Annotated in this window: 16 protein-coding genes, 1 tRNA gene and 2 pseudogenes; 6 read left to right on the top strand and 13 right to left on the bottom strand. The window is 49.3% G+C overall.

All coding sequences use genetic code 11. From position 1 onward, the window contains the following. Window positions 1–191: 191 nt before the first annotated feature. Window positions 192–1,511 (bottom strand): UDP-N-acetylglucosamine 1-carboxyvinyltransferase, encoded by a 1,320-nt coding sequence (murA, locus tag AWQ21_RS05620; RefSeq protein WP_065715235.1) that lies wholly within the window; start codon window positions 1,509–1,511, stop codon window positions 192–194. 216 nt (window positions 1,512–1,727) lie between these two features. On the opposite strand from murA, the gene AWQ21_RS05615 reads away from it, so the two are divergent. Together AWQ21_RS05615 and AWQ21_RS05610 are read left to right on the top strand one after the other, a co-directional pair. Beyond that, window positions 1,728–1,813, top strand: a tRNA-Leu gene (locus AWQ21_RS05615). 70 nt (window positions 1,814–1,883) lie between these two features. Then, window positions 1,884–2,672 carry an RNA methyltransferase gene (locus AWQ21_RS05610; protein WP_065713686.1) on the top strand — a complete coding sequence of 263 codons (789 nt, stop codon included), beginning with the start codon at window positions 1,884–1,886 and terminating at the stop codon, window positions 2,670–2,672. A 42-nt stretch (window positions 2,673–2,714) separates the two neighbouring features. Here AWQ21_RS05610 and bcp read toward each other — a convergent pair. From bcp to AWQ21_RS05585, 5 genes and pseudogenes are all read right to left on the bottom strand, one after another. Next, a pseudogene (gene bcp / locus AWQ21_RS15870) lies at window positions 2,715–3,140 on the bottom strand (thioredoxin-dependent thiol peroxidase); the annotation flags it as partial. A 112-nt stretch (window positions 3,141–3,252) separates the two neighbouring features. After that, complete coding sequence (speB, locus tag AWQ21_RS05605) at window positions 3,253–4,146, bottom strand: agmatinase (protein ID WP_157094703.1); 894 nt, start codon at window positions 4,144–4,146, stop codon at window positions 3,253–3,255. 59 nt (window positions 4,147–4,205) lie between these two features. Further along, the gene (locus tag AWQ21_RS05600) at window positions 4,206–4,724 is read right to left on the bottom strand and encodes a response regulator (RefSeq protein ID WP_083997970.1); all 519 of its coding nucleotides are present in this window, start codon (window positions 4,722–4,724) and stop codon (window positions 4,206–4,208) included. A 158-nt stretch (window positions 4,725–4,882) separates the two neighbouring features. Next, window positions 4,883–5,723, bottom strand: a pseudogene (locus AWQ21_RS16035) (IS630 family transposase). An 83-nt stretch (window positions 5,724–5,806) separates the two neighbouring features. Further along, a complete protein-coding gene (locus tag AWQ21_RS05585) occupies window positions 5,807–8,404 on the bottom strand; it encodes an ATP-binding protein (protein WP_083997969.1) in 2,598 nt (865 codons plus the stop codon). Between the two features lie 89 nt (window positions 8,405–8,493). On the opposite strand from AWQ21_RS05585, the gene AWQ21_RS05580 reads away from it, so the two are divergent. After that, the gene (locus AWQ21_RS05580; RefSeq protein ID WP_065713683.1) at window positions 8,494–8,853 is read left to right on the top strand and encodes a ferredoxin; all 360 of its coding nucleotides are present in this window, start codon (window positions 8,494–8,496) and stop codon (window positions 8,851–8,853) included. Here the strand turns inward: AWQ21_RS05580 and mnmG are convergent. The 3 genes from mnmG to AWQ21_RS05565 form a co-directional block, all read right to left on the bottom strand. Continuing rightward, window positions 8,850–10,769, bottom strand: a complete 1,920-nt coding sequence (mnmG, locus tag AWQ21_RS05575; protein WP_065713682.1) for a tRNA uridine-5-carboxymethylaminomethyl(34) synthesis enzyme MnmG — start codon at window positions 10,767–10,769, stop codon at window positions 8,850–8,852. The genes AWQ21_RS05580 and mnmG overlap by 4 nt on opposite strands. Before the next feature lie 306 nt (window positions 10,770–11,075). Next, window positions 11,076–12,044: a hypothetical protein gene (locus AWQ21_RS05570; RefSeq protein WP_065713681.1), complete on the bottom strand. Its 969-nt coding sequence runs from the start codon at window positions 12,042–12,044 to the stop codon at window positions 11,076–11,078. A 212-nt stretch (window positions 12,045–12,256) separates the two neighbouring features. Beyond that, complete coding sequence (locus AWQ21_RS05565; protein ID WP_065713680.1) at window positions 12,257–13,762, bottom strand: UbiD family decarboxylase; 1,506 nt, start codon at window positions 13,760–13,762, stop codon at window positions 12,257–12,259. A 107-nt stretch (window positions 13,763–13,869) separates the two neighbouring features. Here AWQ21_RS05565 and AWQ21_RS05560 point away from each other — a divergent pair, with 107 nt between their 5' ends. Further along, window positions 13,870–15,129, top strand: a complete 1,260-nt coding sequence (locus AWQ21_RS05560) for an ATP-binding protein (RefSeq protein ID WP_065713679.1) — start codon at window positions 13,870–13,872, stop codon at window positions 15,127–15,129. A gap of 171 nt (window positions 15,130–15,300) precedes the next feature. Here AWQ21_RS05560 and AWQ21_RS05555 read toward each other — a convergent pair whose 3' ends face one another. Continuing rightward, on the bottom strand, window positions 15,301–15,861 hold the full coding sequence (locus tag AWQ21_RS05555; RefSeq protein WP_065713678.1) for a Uma2 family endonuclease: 561 nt from the start codon (window positions 15,859–15,861) through the stop codon (window positions 15,301–15,303). An 86-nt stretch (window positions 15,862–15,947) separates the two neighbouring features. Then, window positions 15,948–16,673 carry a WecB/TagA/CpsF family glycosyltransferase gene (locus AWQ21_RS05550; RefSeq protein WP_065713677.1) on the bottom strand — a complete coding sequence of 242 codons (726 nt, stop codon included), beginning with the start codon at window positions 16,671–16,673 and terminating at the stop codon, window positions 15,948–15,950. Between the two features lie 196 nt (window positions 16,674–16,869). On the opposite strand from AWQ21_RS05550, the gene smc reads away from it, so the two are divergent. After that, complete coding sequence (gene smc, locus AWQ21_RS05545) at window positions 16,870–20,499, top strand: chromosome segregation protein SMC (RefSeq protein ID WP_065713676.1); 3,630 nt, start codon at window positions 16,870–16,872, stop codon at window positions 20,497–20,499. A 425-nt stretch (window positions 20,500–20,924) separates the two neighbouring features. Here the strand turns inward: smc and AWQ21_RS05535 are convergent, their stop codons facing one another. Both AWQ21_RS05535 and AWQ21_RS05530 read right to left on the bottom strand, forming a co-directional pair. Next, window positions 20,925–21,488 carry a YqeG family HAD IIIA-type phosphatase gene (locus tag AWQ21_RS05535; protein ID WP_065713674.1) on the bottom strand — a complete coding sequence of 188 codons (564 nt, stop codon included), beginning with the start codon at window positions 21,486–21,488 and terminating at the stop codon, window positions 20,925–20,927. 31 nt (window positions 21,489–21,519) lie between these two features. Further along, window positions 21,520–22,164 carry a class I SAM-dependent methyltransferase gene (locus AWQ21_RS05530; RefSeq protein WP_065713673.1) on the bottom strand — a complete coding sequence of 215 codons (645 nt, stop codon included), beginning with the start codon at window positions 22,162–22,164 and terminating at the stop codon, window positions 21,520–21,522. A gap of 129 nt (window positions 22,165–22,293) precedes the next feature. On the opposite strand from AWQ21_RS05530, the gene AWQ21_RS05525 reads away from it, so the two are divergent. Continuing rightward, window positions 22,294–23,151, top strand: coding sequence for a Tab2/Atab2 family RNA-binding protein (locus AWQ21_RS05525; RefSeq protein WP_065713672.1), 858 nt, complete (start codon window positions 22,294–22,296; stop codon window positions 23,149–23,151). Window positions 23,152–23,194 lie beyond the last annotated feature (43 nt).

Here is a 23,194-nt window from a genome sequence, read left to right as displayed (position 1 = left end):
CGACTCACCGCTCCTCATCCCGACGCTGAATTAAAATTACAGCGCGGGGCTTCTCCGCGATCAGCTAAAACGATTGCTCCTTGGGCCGTGATCGTTATTTTTGGCTTTGGGGAGAACCACAATAGAAAAAGGCTCAACCCTGGGGCTGAACCTTCTTGTGTTTCTTAAATTTAAAGGAATTGAAAGAGTGGTTAGAGGGTGGCGGTCAGACGTTCGATTTTTGCACCGAGAGCCTTGAACTTCCCTTCGAGGTCATCGTAGCCGCGATCCATATGGTGCACTTCGCGCATGATGGTTGTCCCCTCAGCCGCTAAACCGACCAAAACCAAGGCTGCTGAAGCCCGGAGATCTGTTGCCATGACCGGCGCCCCAGATAAGAAAGGAACGCCTTTGATAATGGCGTTATTGCCCTTGACCTTGACATCCGCCCCCATGCGCTTAAATTCTGCTACGTGGTGCATCCGATTTTCAAAGACCGTTTCCGTGACCACACTGCTACCTTCACAGAGGGTAAGTAACGCCATGAATTGGGCTTGCATATCCGTGGGAAAACCGGGATAGGGCAATGTTTCAATATCTGTCGCCCGGAGAATCCCTTGGGGTTTAATGCGAAGACGGTTTGGCCCTTCGGCAATTACTTTTGTTCCCGTTGCTTCGAGCTTGGCAATCACCGGTAAAAGGTGGTCTGGGACGACGGGAAATATACTAAATTCTGACTGGGTAATGGCCCCTGCCACGAGAAAAGTCCCTGCTTCAATGCGGTCAGGGATGATTGGATAATCGGTGGTGTGGAGGCGATCGCACCCTTGAATCACAATTTTATTGCTGCCATCCCCTGTAATTTTGGCCCCCATGGAGCGACAAAAATTGGCCAGATCGACGATCTCCGGTTCCTGGGCGGCATTTTCCAGCACTGTTTCCCCTTCTGCGAGGGTTGCTGCCATCATCAGGGTTTCTGTCGCCCCAACACTGGGATAATCCAGATAAATTTTTGTCCCCTGCAGTCGGCGGCGATTACCCCTAATTTTTGCTTGGACAACTCCATGTTCAATGATCACATCTGCCCCCATAGCCTGGAGCCCTCGGACATGAAGATCTACCGGCCTTGCCCCAATAGCACAGCCCCCTGGCATCGGTACCTTTGCTTCCCCTAGACGAGCGAGGAGAGGCCCAATGATAAAAAAGCTGGCCCGCAATTTAGAAACCAGTTCATAGGGGGCTTCGGTGGTGCTGAGGTGACGGGTATCAAAGTCAAGACTACCGGGAGCAGCAGTAATATTAACGCCCAAAGCGGCGATCACCTCCACCATACGCTTGATATCAGCGAGGTTAGGAATATTTGTCAGGCGACATTGATCGCTACAGAGCAGGGTGCCGGCCATGATGGCGAGGGCTGAATTTTTTGCGCCACTGATCTTGACTTCGCCACTGAGGGGGTGTTGTCCTTCAATTTTGAGGATGGTTTCGGTGGTCGTGCTGGGGCTGGTGAGGGGGGGGGCAGAAGTTTTAATGGGTCGATCCTCCACAAATGGAAAGAAGATGGGGAAATTTTGTCAAATTTTCGTCTTGATTCTACCGGAAAGTCTTGGTCTATGTTGATCAAAATTACACTTTTTTGTTCATGGTTTAGAATAGGTTCCTTAGCGATAGATAATCTTTTAGCAATTGACTTGACGCCCCTCGCAGTTCAAGTAATAATTGTTGATTGTGTGATTACATATTCACCTGCGGAACTGGCGGAATTGGTAGACGCGCTAGATTCAGGTTCTAGTGGGAGTTTTATCCCTTGCGAGTTCAAGTCTCGCGTTCCGCATTCACCCTTCAGAAATTGTTAACTTTGCCCTAGGCCCTTCGACGGCAACGGCAAGGTTAATAATGTAAAGATGCTCACAAGTTTACAAAACCCACTGGTTAAGGAGATTCGGAAGCTGCACCAAGGGCGGGAGCGGCAGAAGCGGGGTTATTTACTACTCGAGGGGACAAATTTAATCGAGGCGGCGATCGCCAAGGGATTTACCTTTGAGACGGTACTGTTTACGGAAGCTTGGCAGAGGAAATATCCGACATTGGCCAGTCAACTCAAAGGCGATCGCCAAACCTTGGTTTCTGAAGAGGTGCTGCAAAAGGTAGCAACCACGGTGAATCCCGATGGCATCGTCGCAACCCTCAACCAAGCATTGATTTCCCAAACCCCACCCCAAACCCTCCAACTGGGGGTTGCAGTGGAGCGACTCCAAGATCCGGGTAACCTGGGGACGATTATTCGCACGGCCACGGCCACGGCGGTCGATGGTCTGTTACTGAGCCATGACAGCGTCAACCCCAGTAATCCGAAGGTGTTGCGGGCCTCGGTGGGGGCTTGGTTCCAGACGACGCCTGTGGTCATTCCCACCTTTGCTGAACAACTGCAACGGTATCGCGCCCAGGGGGTGCAGATTGTGGCTACCCTGCCCCAGGCGACCAAAACCTATTGGGATATCGACTGGCGACAACCGAGTTTGATTTTGTTGGGTAACGAAGGGGCTGGTTTATCCCCAGTGATCGCCCGCCTCGCCAACGAAACGGTACAGATTCCCATGGGGCCAGGGGTGGAATCGCTCAATGTGGCGATCGCCTGTGCGCTGATGCTCTATGAAGCCCGTCGCCAACGGGATCACCAAACTCTTTGCTAAATTAATTTCCCGACAGTTGCGCCTTGAGCGTCTCCAGCACTGTTTGGGCGTGGCCTTTGACCAAATTGCCGCCACTTGACCCTGGGGATCAATCAAAAACGTGCTCCGAACGATTCCCATATATTCTTTACCCATGAATTTTTTCAGTTGCCAGACCCCGTAGGCCTCGGCAGTTTGATGGTCAGGATCACTCAACAGTTCGATGGTTAATTCTTTCTTTTCAATGAAACGGCCATGGGATTTTTCCGAATCGGGACTAACCCCTACGATCACGGCATCTAAAGCTGTAAATTCGGAAGCAAGGGCCGTAAAATCTAGCGCTTCGGTGGTGCAACCGGGGGTATTGTCCTTGGGGTAGAAATAAAAAATGAGCCATTTGCCGCCGTAGTCCGCTAGGGTACGGGGTTCGCCTTGGGCATTGGTGAGGGTAAAATTAGGGGCCGCTTGGCCGAGGGAAAGGGGCGTCATGGAATTAAGAGTCGGATGATCTAAGAATTGACAACTGTATTATTCCTTAAGGCCAGAGCAGATCTCTACAGTGGGCCTTGGGATCAGCCCCGCTTCAAGCCTCTGGAGAAGTTTAGCGATTTTCGTACCAGTAGCCGATTAGTTTATACACGAGCTTGGCGGCGGTATACTCAGACACTACAGAGTCATCTAGAGGTGCCAGTTCCATAATGTCGCAGCCGATCACCTGTTTTTCCCGGAACAGGCGACGCAGGAAACGTAGGGTGCTGTACCAATCCATGCCACCGGGTTCGGGAGTGCCGACACCAGCGATGAGGGTCGGATCAATGCCGTCTAGGTCAATGGTGAGGAAGACTTTTTCGGTTTTAATATTGGCGATCGCCCTGTCAATCCAGTTGGGGTCATTTTGCATATCCCAAGCCCAAATGACAGGAATTTCTTTCGCGGCTAATAGATCCGCTTCTTCCCGACAGAGACTCCGGATCGCCACAGGCAAACTCGGCAACCCCAAATCCATCACCCGTCGCATAATGCAAGCATGGTTGTGTTCGGAGCCTTCGTAGCTCTGGCGCAGATCTGCATGGGCGTCAATTTGCACCACTGTAAAGGGTTCTTGGTAAAACTCCAGATGCCCTTTGACAACGCCTGTGGTGATGGCGTGTTCTCCCCCCAGGGCAATGACAAATTTGCCATCTTGCAGCAGATTTTGGGTAGTCTCGCTGGTGACTGCTAACATTTCCTCGGCGGACAGTTCGGGATTCTGGCGTGTATCGGCGATCGCCCCATGGGTAAAAATCCCCACATCAAAACAAGTTTCCCGGCGCAACTCATCGTCATAACATTCCAACTGGTGGGACGCTTCTAACAAGGCATCCGGCCCCCATTCACACCCTTTGCGATAGGTGGTTGTGGCTTCATAGGGAATGGGCAAAATAACCACCGGAGATTCGGTGTAATTCCGTTCCACTTCAGAACCAATGAAATCTTGTAAGGCAAATTGAGACATGGACATTCCCTAACTGCGATAACCGAAAAATAGACCTAAAACTATACGTCAAAATTGTCTCAAGGGATCTGTTGCGGCGGAAAATGGGGTAAAGCCACCAAATTTAACCAAAAAGCAATGATTTGCTGCACCACGCTAAAGAAATCATCCACGTTATCAGGCTTCGTGATGAAGCAATTTGCCTGGGCCTGGTAGCAACGCAAGATATCTTGTTCGGCCTGGGAGGTGCTGAAAATAATCACGGGGATCGCCTGGAGATAAGGATCATGTTTGATGCGATGGAGGAGTTCGACGCCGGATATTTTGGGCAAATTTAAGTCTGAAATAATCAACGATGGATAAATCCAATTCCAGGGGCTCTCAGATGTCGACGGGACAGGGGATTGTCCTTGGTTGAGAAACTGCCAGGCTTGTTCCCCATCTGGGGCTGTCTGGAGGTCTAATTCTGGGAAATATTCTTCGATGACTTCTGCCATCAACTCTAGATAGCCAGGTTGATCATCCACCATCAAAATGGAGCGTTGGATGGCCGTCAAAGAACAAGCATGGTAGATGGGGGCGTTTGGCGTTTGGGTCAAGGGCGTTTGGGTTAGAAGCCAAAGGGTCTAGGCTACGATGACTCTAAATTTTTCAAAATATACTATTGACCTCGATCTTATCGAACCTATCTAGGGGTGTGACCCCATGGGTACCTTAAGTTTTTCTGTTATAGTTAATTCGAATAAGTTCTAGAGGATTAAGGGTCATCGCAATAATCTCTAATAAGCTGGTCAAGACTGGTTCCCTCCGGCAAATATTCCCTTCTCTTCTTGAGAGCAGCAAAATCATGTTCTATTTTGTTGAAATCTGGGGAGTACTTTGGCAGAAACTTGACGATGTGACCCTTCTGGTCGGCGAGTTCCCTTATCCTGCTTTTGCGGTGAATTGGAGCATTATCCATGACTAATATTGAGTTCTCCTTCAGCTGCGGCATCAACCAATGGGATAACCATGTCTCAAAACAGATGGCATTCACGCTTCCTGTGACCAACATCGGGGCAATCATCTTGCCCTCTTGTCGAGCGGCCAACAGATTCTCTCGCTTTTCGCGTTTTCCTGTCCTCTCTCCAAATAATTTCTGACCTCTGGGTGCCCATCCATGTCTTCGATGCACGCGGTTATCGAAACCTGATTCATCGATAAAGGCTAATTTCTCTGCTCCTACCCTTTGGAGTAACTCTCGTAGTTCTCTGAGATATTGTTGCCGTTCTCGATGGTTACGCTCTCGATATTTTTGCTGTTTTTTTTCTCGTTATCTTCATCTGTTTGAGGGCATAATGCATTGAACTTGTGGTCACCCCAAAGTGCTTGGCTCTATCGAGCAGTCTTGCTTCTGGATACTGCCTGACATGCTCGGCGACTGCTTGCCAGTCGAGCTTACGACGACGACGATTCACTACTGTTGGTTTCAGGTCGGGACGCTTGAGCCAACTATAGACTGTCGCTTCTGAAACTTCATAGCGTCTTGCAGCCTCTGCTTTGCTGCCGCCAGAGCGGACAAAGTTCACCACTCTTGTTCTGAGGTCTAAGCTATACATCTTTTTCCTCCATTCTTTATTCGAATTTACTATATTTTGTCGTGCTCAAGGCGATCGCCCTAGACTGACTGCTGATCAATCACTCAATGGTGATAAATCGGTAGGGTAAAGTAAAATGTCGCCCCGGCCTGGGGTTCAGAAGTGACCCAAATATCGCCCCCGTGGATTTTGACAATGCGGTGACAGATGGCGAGGCCAATGCCAGTACCGGGATATTCTTCCTGGGTGTGGAGCCGCTGGAAAATTTGGAAAATGCGCTTTTGATGTTTGGGATCGATGCCAATACCGTTATCTTTGACCCCAAACTGCCAGTGGTGTTCGTCTTGGGTAACGTTGATCGTGATTTCGGGTGGGCGATCGCCCCGGTATTTAATTGCATTACTGAGAAGATTTTGCCAGAGGCTCTGGAGTTGACTCCCATCCCCAAGGACTTCTGGGAGAGTTTTGGGGCAGTGGAGTTGGGTGTGGGTCCGCTTAAGTTTGAGTTTGAGGTTGGCGATCGCCCGTTGGAGACAATCTCCCATGGATACCAGTTCCAGTTTACTTTGACGGGTATTCAGGCGGGAATAACGCAGCAAATCTTGAATTTGCGTTTGCATCGTGCGGGTGCCGGCGGTGATGTGCTGGAGATACCGTTGGGAGCGCTCATCCAGGCGATCGCCATTGCGACGGGCCAGCAGTTGGGCGTAATTGGCCACCAATTGCAGCGGTTCCTGGAGGTCGTGGGAAGCCACGTAGGCAAACTGTTCAAGTTCTTGGTTAGAACGGGCCAGTTCGTTGGTGTAATGGCGTTGGCGCTGTAGCAGTTCCGCCTGGTTTAGGGCAATGCAGATTTGATTAATGAGCTGGCGCAGGAGATGTAATTCATCGGCATTCCAAATTTGGGGGAAATGGCACTGCTGGACACAAATCAAGCCCTTCAGGTGCGGCTCTCCTTCTGGATCGTCCATGGCGCTCACGAGGACGGGCAGAACAGCATAGGCGACAACGCCATATTCCCGGAGCATGGCATCGTGGGCCGGGGGAAATTTCGCGGCTTCTACGTCGATGCAGGTCTGGAGTTCCCCCTGACGAAACAGATCAAAATCGCCCCGGTTAAAGGCTGCAACGGGGAACCGATGGTAGAGCATCGAGCGGACGTTGGGGTGAGTCGCCTCCGCCGTCACTTTGCCTTCGGTTTCATTTAACATCTCCCAAAAAATCACCCGGTCGGCTTGGAGGGTTTTGCGGAGTTCCTGCACCGTGGTGGTCAGCATTTTTTCCATATCCCAGGAGCGCAAAATTTTAACCGTCAAGGAAGCCAACATATGTTGATGGCGGCTGTAGCGCATTTTGGTCAGTTCTAGCTGGCGTTCTTCGGTGACATCCCGGGCACTGCCCTGGATCTGTTGGATGGTGCCCTGGCGATCGCGGATCGGAATCAGACAGGTACGCCAAATTTGGGTACAGTCGGGGAGTTCGATCACTTCTTCAAACAGCAGGGTTTCGCCAATTTCGAGACAACCCTGGAAAGAATCACACAGTTGTTGGGCCAGCTTTTCGGGAAAGACGGTTTGGGGGGATTTACCAATGACTTGCCGGGGATAAACCCCCATTTTTTCGCAGTAGGTGGGGTTGACCATTTCAAAGGTAAATTTAGTCACCGCCTCGGTTAGGTCAACGGGGGCAGCGGTGGTAATGGCGATCGCCCGGTGAACACGCACCAAAAAAATGGCCTCCGCAGAATGGGTCACAATCCCGGCGTAGAGCGCTTCAGAGGCTTCTAGTTCCCGCTGGGTAACGGTGCGGATCAAGTTGTGGTGGAGCAGTTCCGCCGCCATCTTCAGGGTTTGAATTTCGAGGGCCGACCAGGGATGAGCGCGGGGAGCTTCGCTGGTGAAAATTAAATGCCCCCAGTGGTGGCCTTGGTGGTCAAAAATCGGTAGCCCCAAAAATGCCTTGACCTCCAGAAATTCCAACAGGGGAACTAATTTCGGGTCTTGGTTTTGGTGGGCGATCGCCATGACATCACCAAGCTCTAGGAGCAACTGCCACCAATGGAGGGGAAACGCCGCGACCTTTTTTTGACAAGGGGGAGACCCATCATAGGACCATTGTTCGACAATTTTGGGGGGCGAATTGATTTGGCCGGCCCGATCCCAATGCCATTGAAAAATCGTGATCCGCTCCATCTGGAGATGGCGTCCCAAAATTCCCAAGGCCTGATCGAGGGTGGCTTCGGGACGGAAAAGGGCTTGGGAAAATTTGACTAGAATGGTGGTGAGCTGGAGATGGGTTTCTAGGGGACGGGGGGCTGGCTGGTGTACTAAGTCGGAGGATTTTTCCTGAAGTACAGCCCGAAAACCAAGTTCGAGGGTCAAAGGAGAGAGTTCCCCCGGGGGAATTACGGTTAAACCCGGCTGATCGGGAAGGGGTGCTGTGGTAATGACCACTACAGGGAGTGGCAGGGCTAAAATTTGATCGAGCCACGTTGCGGTTGGTGCCTCAGGGCAAAAGAGAATGATCAAGTCGGCGGGCTCTAGGGGTGTCACAAAGGGCTGCGATCGCCAACGGAGATCCCACCGAGAAATTTTTTCTAGGCAATTCTCCAGGGGCGATCGCCCTAAATCTTCCCCTACAATCAAAATATGTAGTAATGACTTTGTCAGGGTTGATGCTTGTGCCAGCGGAAGATACGTCATTGGCCTGGTTGAGATGGATCAGTGCTCATTCCCATTGTCGCGCCTAATCTAAAAATTGCCCGCTGCCCCATTCTGCGCTCTTTTTCACCATGTCCCCAGAAAGTGTGACCATTATTCCGCCCGGTCAGCCCGGCGATCGCCATCTTTTGATTTGCCAGCACCAGAGTTGTCGTGAGCGGGGGAGTGCTTTTGTTCTGCAAGCTTTTCAACAAACGTCCCTACCACCACAGGTTTTTGCGATCCCAAGTCCTTGCCAAGGCCAATGTCATTTGGGCGTCACTGTGCGCTTGGTGCCCACAGAGGTGTGGTACTGCCAAGTCACCCCTGCCGACGTGCCCCATATTTGCGCGGCGCTCCACCGGGATGATCCCCTAGGAGATCCAGGTATTGCTAATCCTGTGCGAGCAAAGCTCAACCCCAGAATCCATCCCCCAGGATCATTGACTTAAGAGGTAACGGGTTCCTGGGCATTTTTTTGACGGTGTTGCACCTCTAAATAAACCAGCAATGCATTAATGTCCGCTGGGTTTACCCCACCAATGCGCGTGGCCTGGCCAATGGTGAGGGGACGCACCTTATTTAATTTTTCCCGGGCTTCCATCGAAAGGGTCTCCACCGTCAAGTAATCTAAACTTTCCGGCAATTTCCGATTAGCATGGCGGCTGATTTGGTCAATTTGATTTTGTTGCCGCTTGATATAACCAGAATATTTAATATCAATTTCTGCCCCGGCCTGCTCCGCCTGGGTGAGTGCTTCATTCCCCAAGCCATAACTGGCGAGATCAGCGTAGTGGAACTTGGGTCGCCGCAATAAATCTGCTAAAGTCACAGAACTTTTGATTTTTTGGCCTGTATCCGCCGCAATTTGCTGACCCAAGGGATCTAATTCTTTAACCCGTTCTGTGTGGAGTCGTTCCTTTTCGGCCGCAATGTTTTCTTGCTTAGTTTGGTACAAGGCCCAACGGCGATCGCCAATCAAGCCAATCTCCCGACCCAGGGGCGTTAACCGCTGATCGGCATTATCGGAACGGAGAATTAAGCGATATTCCGAACGGGAGGTCAGCATCCGGTAGGGTTCCCGCAAATCCTTCGTGCACAGATCATCAATTAAAGTGCCGAGATAACTCTGTTCCCGGGGGAAAACGACCATGTCCTGACCCTGGGCAAATTTTGCCGCGTTGATACCCGCCACGATCCCCTGGGCCGCTGCTTCTTCGTAGCCCGTGGTGCCATTAATTTGTCCCGCCGAGAATAAACCTTCCACCCGTTTGGTCATCAGGGTGGGGTAACACTGGGTTGCGGGTAAGTAGTCATATTCCACCGCATAGGCTGGGCGGAGCATCACACAATCTTCCATCCCCGGCAGACTCTGGAGCATCTGCAACTGGAGACTTTCGGGCAGTCCCGTCGAAAAACCTTGGATATAAAGTTCTGGAATGGTGCGCCCTTCCGGTTCGATGAAAATTTGGTGGGAATCTTTATCGGCAAACCGGACAATCTTGTCTTCAATGCTCGGACAATAACGGGGACCTTTGGAATCAATGAAGCCACCATAGATAGGGGACAGGTGCAGATTATCCTTGATCAGTTGATGGGTTTTTTGGGTTGTCCGAGTGAGGTAACAGGGCATTTGCTCACGCTCTACCCAGGCTTCTGGATCAAAGCTAAACCACCGCACTTCTTCGTCCGCCGGCTGAATTTCCATTTTGCTGTAATCGACCGAACGGCGATCCACCCGGGCAGGGGTCCCTGTTTTTAAGCGCCCTGTCTCAAACCCCAACTCGTTTAAGGTTTCTGTCATGCCCACTGCTGCAAATTCTCCGGCCCGGCCCGCAGGCATCGATTTGTTCCCAATCCAAATCATTCCGCCGAGGAAGGTCCCCGTTGTCAGGACAACGGCCTTGGCCCCAAAACAAGTGCCAAAATAGGTTTGAATCCCACAAATTTCATCGTTGTTGCCCAACACAAGATCCGTCGCCATTCCCTCGCGAATCACAAGGTTGTCTTGGTTTTCGACGATATTTTTCATTACCGCAGCATATTCGCGCTTATCGGTTTGGGCACGCAAAGCCCAGACGGCTGGCCCCCGGGAGGCATTGAGCACCCGCTTTTGGAGATAGGTACGGTCTGCCATCTTACCGATTTCTCCCCCCAGGGCGTCCACTTCATGGGTTAACTGGGATTTTGCGGGGCCACCGACAGCCGGGTTGCAGGGTTGCCAGGCGATTTTGTCGAGGTTGAGGGTCAACATCAGCGTGCGGCAACCTAAACGAGCTGAGGCCAGGGCTGCTTCACAACCAGAATGGCCAGCGCCAATGACAATGACATCAAACTCATCTTGAAAATCAACGGGGGTTCGCAGCATGGCTAGTGTGATTGAGGAAATCTTCGGTAGAACTTAAGAATGGATCGTCTATTCTATCAAGCCCGGGAAGATGAGGAGAACAATGTCAGTATTAAAAAAAATCCTCCTTTTTGGAGAAACCAATAAGGAGTTAACGAATACTTAATTAAGTCGGCAAGTTTAGAGGCTGTTTATAAAGTTAGTCAATGTCTTGAACCGCCCCCTAAATCTCCTCACTAAAGCTCCGGCAAAATGGGGGACGTTGATCCCGTTAATCATCTTAAAATCTCCCCCAAACCGGGGGCAGGGGGCTTGATAAATAAGCTTTTAGACAGAAGAAAAATATCTTGCGGCGTCATCAAGCTCATTGAGTAGTCGGTTGAAGTCACTCTCAGAGACCGGTTGAAGCACTGTATTTTGTAATTTGTCTCGCACGGCTTCTCGAACACCATTATCAAAAAGCTCAGAATCCCAGTTAATGACTTTATTCAAAAACTGCCTGATGCCTGGAATATTACTTAGGCGACGACCCGCAATTTGATTTGTGGCATCAAAAAGACTTTGGTTGTTCGGTAAATTCAAGCGTGCCTCGAGACTGGTAACGGATGTTCTTAAGCGAGCAGATAGCGAGGGTAAGGTTGCAGCGAAGCTATCTACACTGGACCAAAATTGATCTGAATGGATAGTCATCCACTTAGGGTCTTGTTGTTCTTTGGCTGCTTGCCACCATTCCAAGTGATCCCATATTGATCTTACGGAACGAATTAGATTATCTGAAGTTGTTAGTAGGGCTTGATCTGCTGGGTCTTGAATTTTCTCTAAAACTCCTTCAACCAAGAAAGAATCTGTCAAGTTTGCATCAATCATGTAAGGGTAGCGTGGCGGATCTGCCGCAATCATTCTCATCAAGTGGGCTAACCAAAGAAACCCGACTCCTGAAATAACGAAAGCTGCGCCATCGAGTACTAACAATACTGCTGCTGGGGGAACCTCAACTGCGGCTACCGCTAATCCAAATGCGGCTGCACCTAGTGCTATGGCAGCGGATCCCCAAGAGTCGTATGTATCTGCTAGTGCTCCAGCTTTTCGCTTATTAAGCTCTCGTTCAATTTCTTCGGGGCTTCTACCTGGGTAGACAACAATTTCTTCATCGACTGCCTGGGCGAGCAAAGACTTTTGGAACGGCGATAAAACGCTGACTGCCATTGCCCCCATAACTGCGTTACGGATAAAGATCCGTCTTCGAATTGGTATGTCGAATTTGAGGTCTTGCAGGGCTTTATTGATTTCGGGCATTGTTTACTCTCACATGTTGTTTGAATTTATAAACGAGTGTGATTTGACTAACAATACTCGATGTTAAAACATTTATTTTGAAAGCTCTCAATAATGATTGTGTCAAATCACGTACTGAATACATCCATCTTACACAAGAGACATTGTTTACAAAAATAAGTTCCTTCATTAAAAAAAGGAGGGTTTTTGGACTGTGTATTGGTATGGTTTTGTTACATTTCGTAGCCGAATTTGTTGGGATCAACGGCGGTTAAATCGATATCTGCAAGGCCATATTCTGCCCAACGGCGATCGCACCTTTCGGCAATCTTTGGATCGGACTCGAGGACTTCACCCCACTCGTGGTCAGTTTCGGGGGGAATTTTTGTTGTCGCATCAATGCCCATGCGGCCGCCCATCCCAATTTTTTCGCTGGCAAAATCGAGGGTATCGAAGGGGGTATCCGGCAGGATAAAGACATCCCGCACGGGATCAACTTTAGAACTAATGGCCCAAACCACCTGGCGCGGGTCGCGGATATTCACATCCTTATCCACCACGATCACAAATTTTGTATAGGTAAATTGGGGCAGGGCACTCCAAAAGGCAAGGGCCGCCCGACGGGCTTGGCCGGGGTAGGCTTTATCGATGGAGATAATCGCGGCCTTGTAACTAAGGGCTTCCATGGGCAGGAAAAAATCCACAATCTCGGAAACCTGTTGCCGCAGGATCGGCGTATAAATCCGGTTCAAGGCGATCGCCATCATCGCTTCTTCTTTCGGAGGGCGACCGCTAAAGGTGGCGAGATAAATTGGCTCTTTGCGGTGGGTCATACAGTGGAACCGCACCAAGGGTGAATCCTCAACGCCGCCGTAATAACCCATGTGATCGCCAAACGGCCCATCAGGGAGCATTTCCCCAGGGGTAATCGTGCCTTCGAGGATAAATTCGGCATCGGCTGGCACTTCAAGATCGACAGTTTTACATTTGGTCAATGCCACCCCAGAACCACCATATAGCCCCGCAAACAGCCATTCTGATAAATCTACCGGGATCGGCGTCGCTGCCGCCATAATCAAAATCGGGTCAATCCCAATGGCGATCGCCACTTCCAGTTTTTTGCCATTTTCTGCTGCTTTCCGTAGATGACGCGCGCCCCCCCGCACCGAGAGCCAATGCACCGTCATCGTATTTTTCGATTGCAATTGCAGGCGATAAACTCCTACATTGGGCACCCCCGTTTCACAATCCTTCGTAATCACCAAACCGAGGGTAATATTTTTCCCCGCATCCTTCGGGTAGGGGCGCAACATCGGGATCAAACCCAGATCCAATTCTTCCTGCTCAACGACTACTTGCTGACAGGGAGGAAAAAAGCTACCACCAGGTTTTGCCTTCAGCACATCAAACAGCACCTTACCAAAATCAATGGCCTGGGAAATCTTTTTCGGGGGCTTCGGCTGCTGAAGCATCGCCAATTTTCGGCCTAAATCTTCTAATTCTTCGGGCTTTTCCATTTTCATCGCCCAGCAAATCCGCTCCACTGTCCCCAGCAGATTGACAACCACCGGAACGGAAGTCCCCCGCACATTCTCAAATAGCAACGCCGGGCCACCCAACTGGAGCATCCGGTTTGCAATCTCGGCAATCTCTAGATCCGAATCCACTAGGGCCTTAATGCGGCGCAGTTGCCCCCGTTCTTCTACCAGTTTGATAAATGCGCGTAAATCCCGTGCCATGTCTGCCGTCTGAAAATGAGTACGTAATATAGCTTAACGGCTTTAGCAAAACTCTGGGCTATACTTTTATTTGAGTCTTAATAATTTACTTCTTTAAGTAATATCTTATGTCACCCAGTCATAAAGGTAAAAAACCAGAAAATGTTTTTACTCCTAGAGCACCAGATATTAATGATAAAATGTATGTCCAAAGACCAGAACTAGAACAAGCATTAAAGAGAGGATTAAGGACAAATCTGCATTTGTTGATTCATGGAGAAAGTGGAAGTGGAAAAACATGGCTCTATAAAAAAGTTTTAAAAGAAAATAAATTTGAAATTTTTATTGCAAATTTGGCAACCGCTTCTCGCTTAGGAAGTATTACTGCTGAATTTTCAGATTTAATTAACAGCTATGAAGAACCACAAAAGACAGGATACTCCGAGATAAAAAAAGGAGATGTTAGTGCAGGTGTTGCATCTGCTTCCGTTCAACATCAAAGCAATTATAAGATTGGTGAAATGGAACCATTTGAAGCATTGCTAAAGCATATATCTCAAAAAAGTTCTGGAAAGCCATCAGTTCTTGTACTAGATAATTTGGAAACAATTCACTCAGATCCCAAACTATTAAAAGAGTTAGCTGACATAATTACATTGATCGATGATTCAAGATACGCAAAATATGAAGTCAAGATCTTGATTGTAGGAGTTCCTGGAGATCTTCGTTCGTACTACAATAACACTCCTCATCTTACAACGATCGCGAATCGAATTAGGGAAATCCCTGAAGTTTCTAGAATGACATCTGAACAATGTAAAAATCTGGTAAAAACAGGTTTTATAAATGAGTTAGGCTATGAAATTGAGGACTTCGATGAAATTGTCAATCATATTTCTTGGACGACAGATAAGTTGCCACAAAGATTGCATGAGTATTGTTTAGAGCTTGCATTTTTAGGTCAAGAAAATGGCGGAAAAATAACTAAAAATTTACTAGATGATGTTGATAGATATTGGTTGCAGACTTCACTATCTGCTAGTTATGCCATCGTAGAGTCCATGATGAATGAGCGTGAAACAAAAGTACAGCGACGTAATCAAACACTATATTCACTAGGTTTAGTCGAGACAGAAGAGTTTAGGGTTACTGATATAGAAGAAATTCTCCGTAAAGAATTCCCCGAATCCACTGTTGATCTAACATTAAATATTTCCAAAGCTCTTAGCTATTTAGCTAGCCAAAATAATCCAATTATCAAACGTTCTCCTAAAGGAGATGCTTACTGTTTTTCAGACCCAAAATATAGAATGTGTTTAAGAGCGATGCTAAGAAAAAGAGACAATGTAGATAAAGTCGAAAAAATCTCTATCTCCGATATCAGTTAAAACATTATTAAATTAATTTCAAATCTCTACAGTTTTTATTTGTGCGTTACGCTGCGCTAACACACGCTACAGAGGAAAGTCTTGTTTAGACGATATGTATTTTCAACAGGGGTTGGATGATGGGCGATCTACGTTCTGTCTATGCGATCGCCTCTAACTCCCTCACTCTCATCAGAGCATTTTTAACCAACCAAAAACCTGATTCACTGTAAGTTTTAAATCTAAATCAGAGAGAACAGGAATAACTTGATCGCCAAGATATAATGCGGGTTGCTGTTGCGATCGCAAAAATAAAACACTCAAATCATCAGGATCGATAAACCAACCTAAATGGCTACCATGTTCTAGACAATACAGAATATTACCAAGCACTTTATTCGCTCTTTGATCCGGTGAAAGAATTTCGATCGTCCAATCTGGCGCTAGGTTGAAATTATCGCGAAGGCTGCCAGTTGCGGTAAAGGGAATTCGATCCCACCGAAAAACTGCAATATCAGGCACAATGGAGCGTGTACCAAAGCTACATCTTAATTCAGGGAAAGCATAGGCAACTTTTTGGTCTTCTGCGACCTGATTAATCACAGCACAAAGTTTTCCTTGTAAACCACTATGCCTTCCCTTTGGCATCGGCTTCTGAATTACTTCTCCATCAATATATTCACTGGCAGGTGTTGTTTCTGGTTGCTGTAAAAAAGCTTGGAGGGTGAGTCCTTGAGCAAGAGTGTCTACCATAGCAAGCACCTTGATTCGTTGATGATATTTCCTCAATCCTACTCAATTCTGCTGATGTTGCTTTTGATTTCAAGCAGATGAATTGGCTAAGACCACAGAGCACGCCAAACAAATTGCGGTAGCGCTAACATCCGTCGCCAGCGCCAAGGTTCCTGATAGAGACGATAAAGCCACTCTAAATGGAGTTTTTGCCAGAGTTTTGGGGCGCGCTGTTTCACGCCAGCCCACACATCAAAACTTCCCCCCAAGCCAATCCAAGTGCTGTGGGGACAAATGTGGCGATGTTCTTCGATCCAAAATTCCTGTTTCGGGACGCCGAGGCAAGTGAAGATGAGTTGGGGTTGCAACTGCTGCAACTGATGCTCCCAGTCCGCCGCCATTTCTGGAGTTAAATAGCCGTGCTGGGTCGTGATGTCTAAATCAGGATAGCGCTTGAGCCAATTTTCTTTTGCTTGGTCAGCAATCCCAGGAGAACCACCAAAAAAGACGACGCGCCAATTGTGGGCCGCCGCCTGGGTCAGGAGTTGTTCTGCTAGTTCGATGCCGGGAACCCGGTGCTGTTTTTTGCCCTTGAGCTTGAGGTAGAGGACGATCCCCGCTCCATCAGGAATGATCAAATCTGCCTGCTTAATCACCCGGGCGATCGCCTTACTTTTTTCGGTCATCATCGCAATTTCGGCATTGAGGGTGACCACATGGGTTCCCTGACGGTGCTGGATCCGCTCAGTGAGCCATTGGCAATAGTTGGGGTGAAGATGTACCAACACCTGGAACACGGGGACACTCGGCAGAAAAGATTCAGCAGTCAACATAGACCAACATCAACACCTTAGTGGAATGGACAAAAAATTAGGCGTTATATATAGCATCCACTCTAGCAGGCTATTGATTGCGCTTGTCCAAAGTTCTGAGGAAGATTTGGCGATCGCCACCGATAAAACACTTTGCCTGGGCAGTTAGACGCTAAAATTCTAACTCAACCTTTGTTTTGTCCCCTGTCCGGCGCTGATGGTACACATCAAGCAAATCGAGCTTTCCCACTTCAAATCCTTCGGTGGTACCGTCGCTGTGCCCCTACGTCCTGGTTTTACGGTGGTTTCTGGGCCAAATGGTTCTGGAAAATCCAATATCCTCGACGGCATTTTGTTTTGCTTGGGCCTCGCCAGTTCTAAGGGAATGCGGGCGGAACGGTTGCCGGACTTGATCAATCACAAACACAGCCAAGGGAAAGGTTCTGCGGAAACGGTGGTGTCAGTTACCTTTGATCTCAGTGACCTGGCCCAGCAATATCAAACAGAAGCCACAGAAGCTTCGGAATTAAAGGACTTTTTAGCGCAATTCCAGAGCCATGATTGGACGGTGACGCGCAAACTCCGGGTTACCAAAAGCGGCAGTTATGCATCGACCTATTACATTAATGACCAGCCCTGTACCGCTACAGAACTCCACGAACAACTGAATCGCCTGCGCATTTACCCCGAAGGCTATAACGTCGTGCTCCAGGGGGATGTGACGCGGATTATTACGATGAATGGGCGGGAACGGCGCGAAATTATCGATGAACTGGCAGGGGTCGCCGAATTTGACCGCAAAATTACCCAGACTAGGGAAACTCTCAATGCGGTGAAGGAACGGGAAGAAAAATGCCACATTATTCGCCAGGAGCTAGAACGGAATTTAGAAAAGCTGGCCGACGATCGCCTCAAGGCTGAACAATACCAACGGCTCAAAATTGACCTGGCTCGCCAGCAGCAGGAAGAAATTCTCTTGACTTGGCGATCGCTCCAACTGCAAGAAGAGAAACTCCAACGGGATCTCGCCAGCAGTGCCCAGGAACGCACCCAACTAACCCAAAGCCTCAACGCCTTAGATGGAGAAATTTTCCAGACGGGCCAAACCCTAGAAAGCTTGAACGCCAAGGTGAAAGCCCTCGGGGAAGATGAACAGCTTTCGGTCGCTTCCAAACTGGCTACCCAAAAAGCAAAACGGCACCAATGGAGCCAGCGGCAAACGGAACTGGAGGAAGACCAACGGCGATCGCTCCAACTCCACCGCCAACTTTTAGAAACGGTCCAGGTCAACCAGCAACAACTCCTACGCCTCGAAGAAGAAAAACTCACCCTCCAAGAAGAAACCCTCCCCCAACACCAGGCCGCCCAAGCTGCCGCTGAAAAAATCCTCCAAGACAGTCGCCAACGGGCCGATGAGTTAGCCAGTTCTTCGGAAGCTTGGGTACAGGAACAGGCGGCGATCGCCAAGGATATTCAAGGCATCCAAGACCAGCTCAATCCCCAACGCACCGAGCAAGCCCTCCTCCAGGAACGCATTAGTCAGCTTCAGCAAAATATCACTAGCCAAACCGAGCAAATCGCCCAATTTAGCGCCGATATCACCCAACAGGACACAGAATTAGCCACGGCCCAAACGGAGATCATCCGTCAGCAGGAAACCATTCAAACCCTCGCCCAACAGTTTGCCCAACTGGAAGAAAGCCGCAAGCTCGACCAGGAAACTGGCGATCGCCTCCAGCGGGAACAGCGGGACAAACAACGGCAACTGGATCAACTCGAAGCCCTCTCCCAGGCCCAACAGGAAGCCCAGGGCACCTACGCCACAAAGGTGATTTTGAATGCCAATTTACTCGGTGTCCATGGGTTAGTCGCCCAACTGGGTCAAGTGGAAAAAGCTTACCAACGGGCCTTGGAAATTGCCGCTGGGGGTCGCCTCGGTTACCTTGTTGTCGAAGATGATGAAACGGCGGCGATGGGGATCAAACTCCTAAAAAATCAGCGGGCGGGCCGTGCTACTTTTTTGCCTCTGAATAAAATCCGCGCCCCGAAATTGCACACCAACACCATTCCCCGCTACGCCCAGGGCTTTGTTGATTTTGCCGTTAACCTGATTCAATGCGATCGCCGTTATCTAAATATTTTTCGCTACGTCTTTGGCAGTACCGCCGTCTTTGAAAGCCTTGATCTCGCCCGGAATTTTATGGGGCAAACCCGCATTGTCACCCTCGATGGCGAACTCCTAGAGACCACGGGAGCGATGACCGGGGGGAGTCTCTCCCAAAAATCAACCCTCCATTTCGGCAGCATGGCCACGGGGGATTCGGCGGAAATTGTTGCCCTGCGCGAACGCCTCGAAGAAATTGAGCACCTGTTGCGCTACACCGAAAATGCCCTCCTCGACAAAGGCGATCGCCTCCAGGATCTCAGCCAGCAACTAACCCAAGCCCGCCAACGGGAACGGGAAGCCCAACTGCACCAGGCGCAACTCACGAAATCCCTGGCAAAATTGCGCCCCCAACTTGAACAAAGCCAGCAACAGCAGCAGCAATCTCAAAACGAATTGGCGATCGCCCAGACCAGCCGAGAAAGCCTCGCCCTAGAGATTCCCAAGCTCGAACAACAACTGACGACCCAACAACAACATCTCGCCCAACTCGAAGCCCAGCAAACCCACCGGGAATGGCAAGGGATTCAACGGGAAATCAAAACCCAGGAAAGTCATCTCCAAACGGCGCTCCAGACCCTCAACAGCACCCAGCAAACGATCCAAGACCGCGACGCCCAGCTGATTCGTCTCAGTGAAAAATTAACCAACGACGAACAACGGCTCCAGGAAACCCAAACCCACCTCGAAGATCTCCAGGGCCAGATCGCCGTCATCCAAACCCAACTCGATCAAATCGATACGGAAATTCAAACCACCGAAACATTGTTGACGGAACTCTCGGCCCAGATGGGCGACGTCAAAAAACAGCGGGATCAGACGGAGATCCAGCTCAAAAATCTTCAAAAACAACACCAAGATGTGCAATGGCGTCTGGAGAAATTGCAAACCCAACAACAGGAACGGGCGCAACAACTCGAAAAACTGCACCAGCAACTCCAAGCCCAGGAAGCTGAACTGCCGGCGGATCTTGATCCGACTCATCTGGTGCTGGAGGTAATCCCCGAAAAACTCGACCAAGCTCTCCAGGAGATCACAGAACAGATCGAAAAACTACAGCGGGCCAGCCGTCGCACCCAAAAGAAAATTGAAGACCTAGAGCCGGTCAATATGCTCGCCCTCAAGGAATATGAACAAACCCAAATCCGCCTTAGGGAGCTATCCGAGAAACTAACTACCCTCGAACAGGAACGCCTCGAAGTCCTGGCCCGCATCGAACGTTTTACCACCCGCCGCTTCCAGGAATTTAAAAAAGCCTTCGATGCCGTCAACGAAAATTTTCAAAAAATCTTTGCCACCCTCTCCGACGGCGATGGCTATCTTCAATTAGATGACCCGACGGATCCGTTTGCGGGGGGCTTGAACTTGGTGGCTCACCCCAAAGGGAAACTGGTACAGCGGCTCAGTTCTATGTCTGGGGGCGAAAAATCTCTCACGGCCCTATCGTTTATTTTTTCACTCCAGCGCTATCGTCCCTCCCCTTTCTATGCCTTTGATGAGGTGGATATGTTTTTAGACGGGGCCAATGTGGAGCGTCTCTCTAAAATGATTAAGCAACAGGCGGCCCAGGCACAATTTTTGGTAGTCAGTCTGCGGCGGCCGATGATCGAGGCTTCCCAGCGCACCATTGGGGTGACCCAAGCCCGGGGGGCCTATACCCAAGTTTTAGGGATTCAATTGTGATGCTTTTGGGGGGTGGCGATCGCCATTTTTTCGTGCCATTTGTCGGACTTGTTTAACAGGCAATAACCCCTCTTTAGAATGCCAAAATTAAGAAATCCTGATTTGGAAATAGGTATTTAAACTTAATCGACGAAATAAATCTACCTTTAGCTAGTTGCGCTTTTCGGAATATTGATAAATGTTTTCTTTGGTTTCGGTCTGTAACGATTTTCGCGGAAAACCAGAAGAAACGCTGTTATTTTACCCAAAACAGACAAAAAATCGATCCCCTGAGGAATCGACCCGAACGAAACAAGTTGAAAAGAATTTTAGTGGTTTATTATGTTGGGATCTATATATATTGGGCGATCCCTTGTTATATTTTCTGTAAAAGATTATGCCTGATTATTGCCAATCTCAACAGATTCGTAACATTTTTTTTATATTTATTTAGATTTACTTTTGTGCCCTTTTGTAAAGGTTTGTTTCATGTCATCAAAGGAAGCGCCAAGGAATTTTGAAATCCAGACTTCGACATTCCGCACTGGGTGTTGTCGCGTCGCCACGAGGGGATCCATCATTGGTTCGACCAAAATCGTAAATAAACCCAGGCGATTACCGGCGAGGACATCGGTAAAAAGGCGATCGCCAACCATTGCCACCTCCTGGGGGCGCAGATCCATCGCGTCCATCGCTCTACGGAGCTTTTTTCGAGAGGGTTTTTTCGCCCCGAACAAATAAGGCAACTCCAGGGACTCGGCAATCCGCCCAATGCGTTTTTGGCTGAGGTTATTACTCACGAGCCAAATATCAGCTACCCGTCTTACTTGGGTCACCCACTGCAAGACATCATCTGAGGCATAGCTCTGGCGCATCGAAACCAATGTGTCATCCACATCAAGGATCAAACCCTTTAAACGGTAGTGACGGATAATCTCTGGACTGAGATGCAAGATGGTTTTCCCTAAAATTAAGTTTGGCTCCAGTAAGTTGGAATTGAATAGCGCCATAACACCTCAGTTGCTGTTGATTTCCAAGCTTTTATTTTAGCCGCTCACTCCCCGGTTTTCGGCTCTGGATCATCTGCAAACTCCCCCCCGCATATTGTTCCTGTTTGTGAATCTCAAAGCCTGTTGCCGTCAGTTTTTCGGCTAAATCAGTTTTGATCATCTGCCAGGCCGTTTCGGTCTCAAACAAGAACATGAAAGTATAGAGACTCGGAATGAAAAAAGGGTTGGTCGGCTGGTGCAAATCGATAAAGGTAAAGATGCCGCCGGGTTTGAGGACACGGTACACTTCCTGAAAAATTTGGCTCAGTTGCTGCGGGGTCATTTCGTGGAGGGCGGCACTGGTATGGACAAGGTCAAAATGTTGATCTGGCAGGGGGATTTTTTCGGCGGGGGCAACGACATAGTTAGCCTGGGGGACATTTTTTTTCGCTCGCTCAATGGCCAGGGGAGAAATATCAAGCCCGGTGACGTCGTTGCTATATTGGGTGAGGAATTGGGTGGTTTGGCCAGCACCACAACATAAATCGAGAATTTTTAGAGTCTGATCGCCGGTTAAGCCCTGGAGGGCGAGGTTCCGAAAACGGGTCTCACCACCGACGGTTAGGGCCGCGAGGCGGGAAATGGTGTCGTAAAGCCACTGGTAACGGTAGCTGAGAGTCCGGAGAAAGGTAGCCATGGCGATCGCCTCTAAAGTTTTAGGAGTTAATTAACTGATAGCAAATATCTGCTGGCAAGGGGAATTGAACAAAGCTGAGGCAATAGGGCAAAATCAGTAATGGTTTTAGTTGTGTAGTTGAGATTTACCGTGACTATTTGGGAACTTGATTTTTATTCGCGCCCGCTTTTGGATGATAACGACAAAAAACTATGGGAAATCCTCATCTGCGAAACCCCCACCCGCATCCAACAGGATCCGACGACCCTTTTTCGTTACAGCGAATTTTGCGGCAATACCGATGTGAATTCGATCACCCTCAAGACGGCCATCGAAAAGGCGATCGCCACCTCCGGCCAAAGCCCCACAAAGATCCGCTTCTTTCGCCGCCAGATGAATAACATGATCACAAAAGGTTGCGAAGATGCTGGCATTCCCGCTGCCCCTTCCCGCCGCACCTATACCCTGATGACCTGGATCACCCAGCGGGAACAGGAAGTTTACCCCCAGGAAGCTAACTACGACGAGAAGTCTGCCAAATCTAGCTCCGTCCAATATCCTGCCCTCAATGCCGTTCCTCTCCCCGATGCCGTCCGGGGGGACAAAGGAGATAAATGGGCGATCGTCTCCCTCGAAGCCAGCGCCTTCAGCGATTTTGACGAATGGGACATTGCCTTTGGCGAACCCTTCCCCCTCAACCACCTCGACCCCACGACAAAGATCCCCGGCCTGTTGATTTTTTCCCCCAGAGCTGTCCCCCTCGCCGGCTGGATGTCTGGCCTCGAACTCGGATTTCTCCATCTCCAAAAAAATCCCCGCAGTAGCCTCGTCCTCGAAACAGGGGTGAGCGACAGTTGGATTGCGGCCGACTTGCCCAATGCCCAAACCCTTAAGGAAGCAGAATCGTTTGAAGCTGCGAAAAAAGCGGCGGCAGGGATTCACTTTCTTGCCATCCAAAAAAACCCCGACGCAGAACAATTTGCCGGGTTCTGGATGCTCCAGGAATAATCCGTCATAATATCTTCCCCTAGGGGGAATGTCGTAGCCAGAG

This window comes from Picosynechococcus sp. PCC 7003 (assembly GCF_001693255.1).
GTDB lineage: Bacteria > Cyanobacteriota > Cyanobacteriia > Cyanobacteriales > MRBY01 > MRBY01.
Note: the sequence above shows the minus strand (reverse complement) of the source record. Positions and strands in the feature narration are given on the sequence as shown.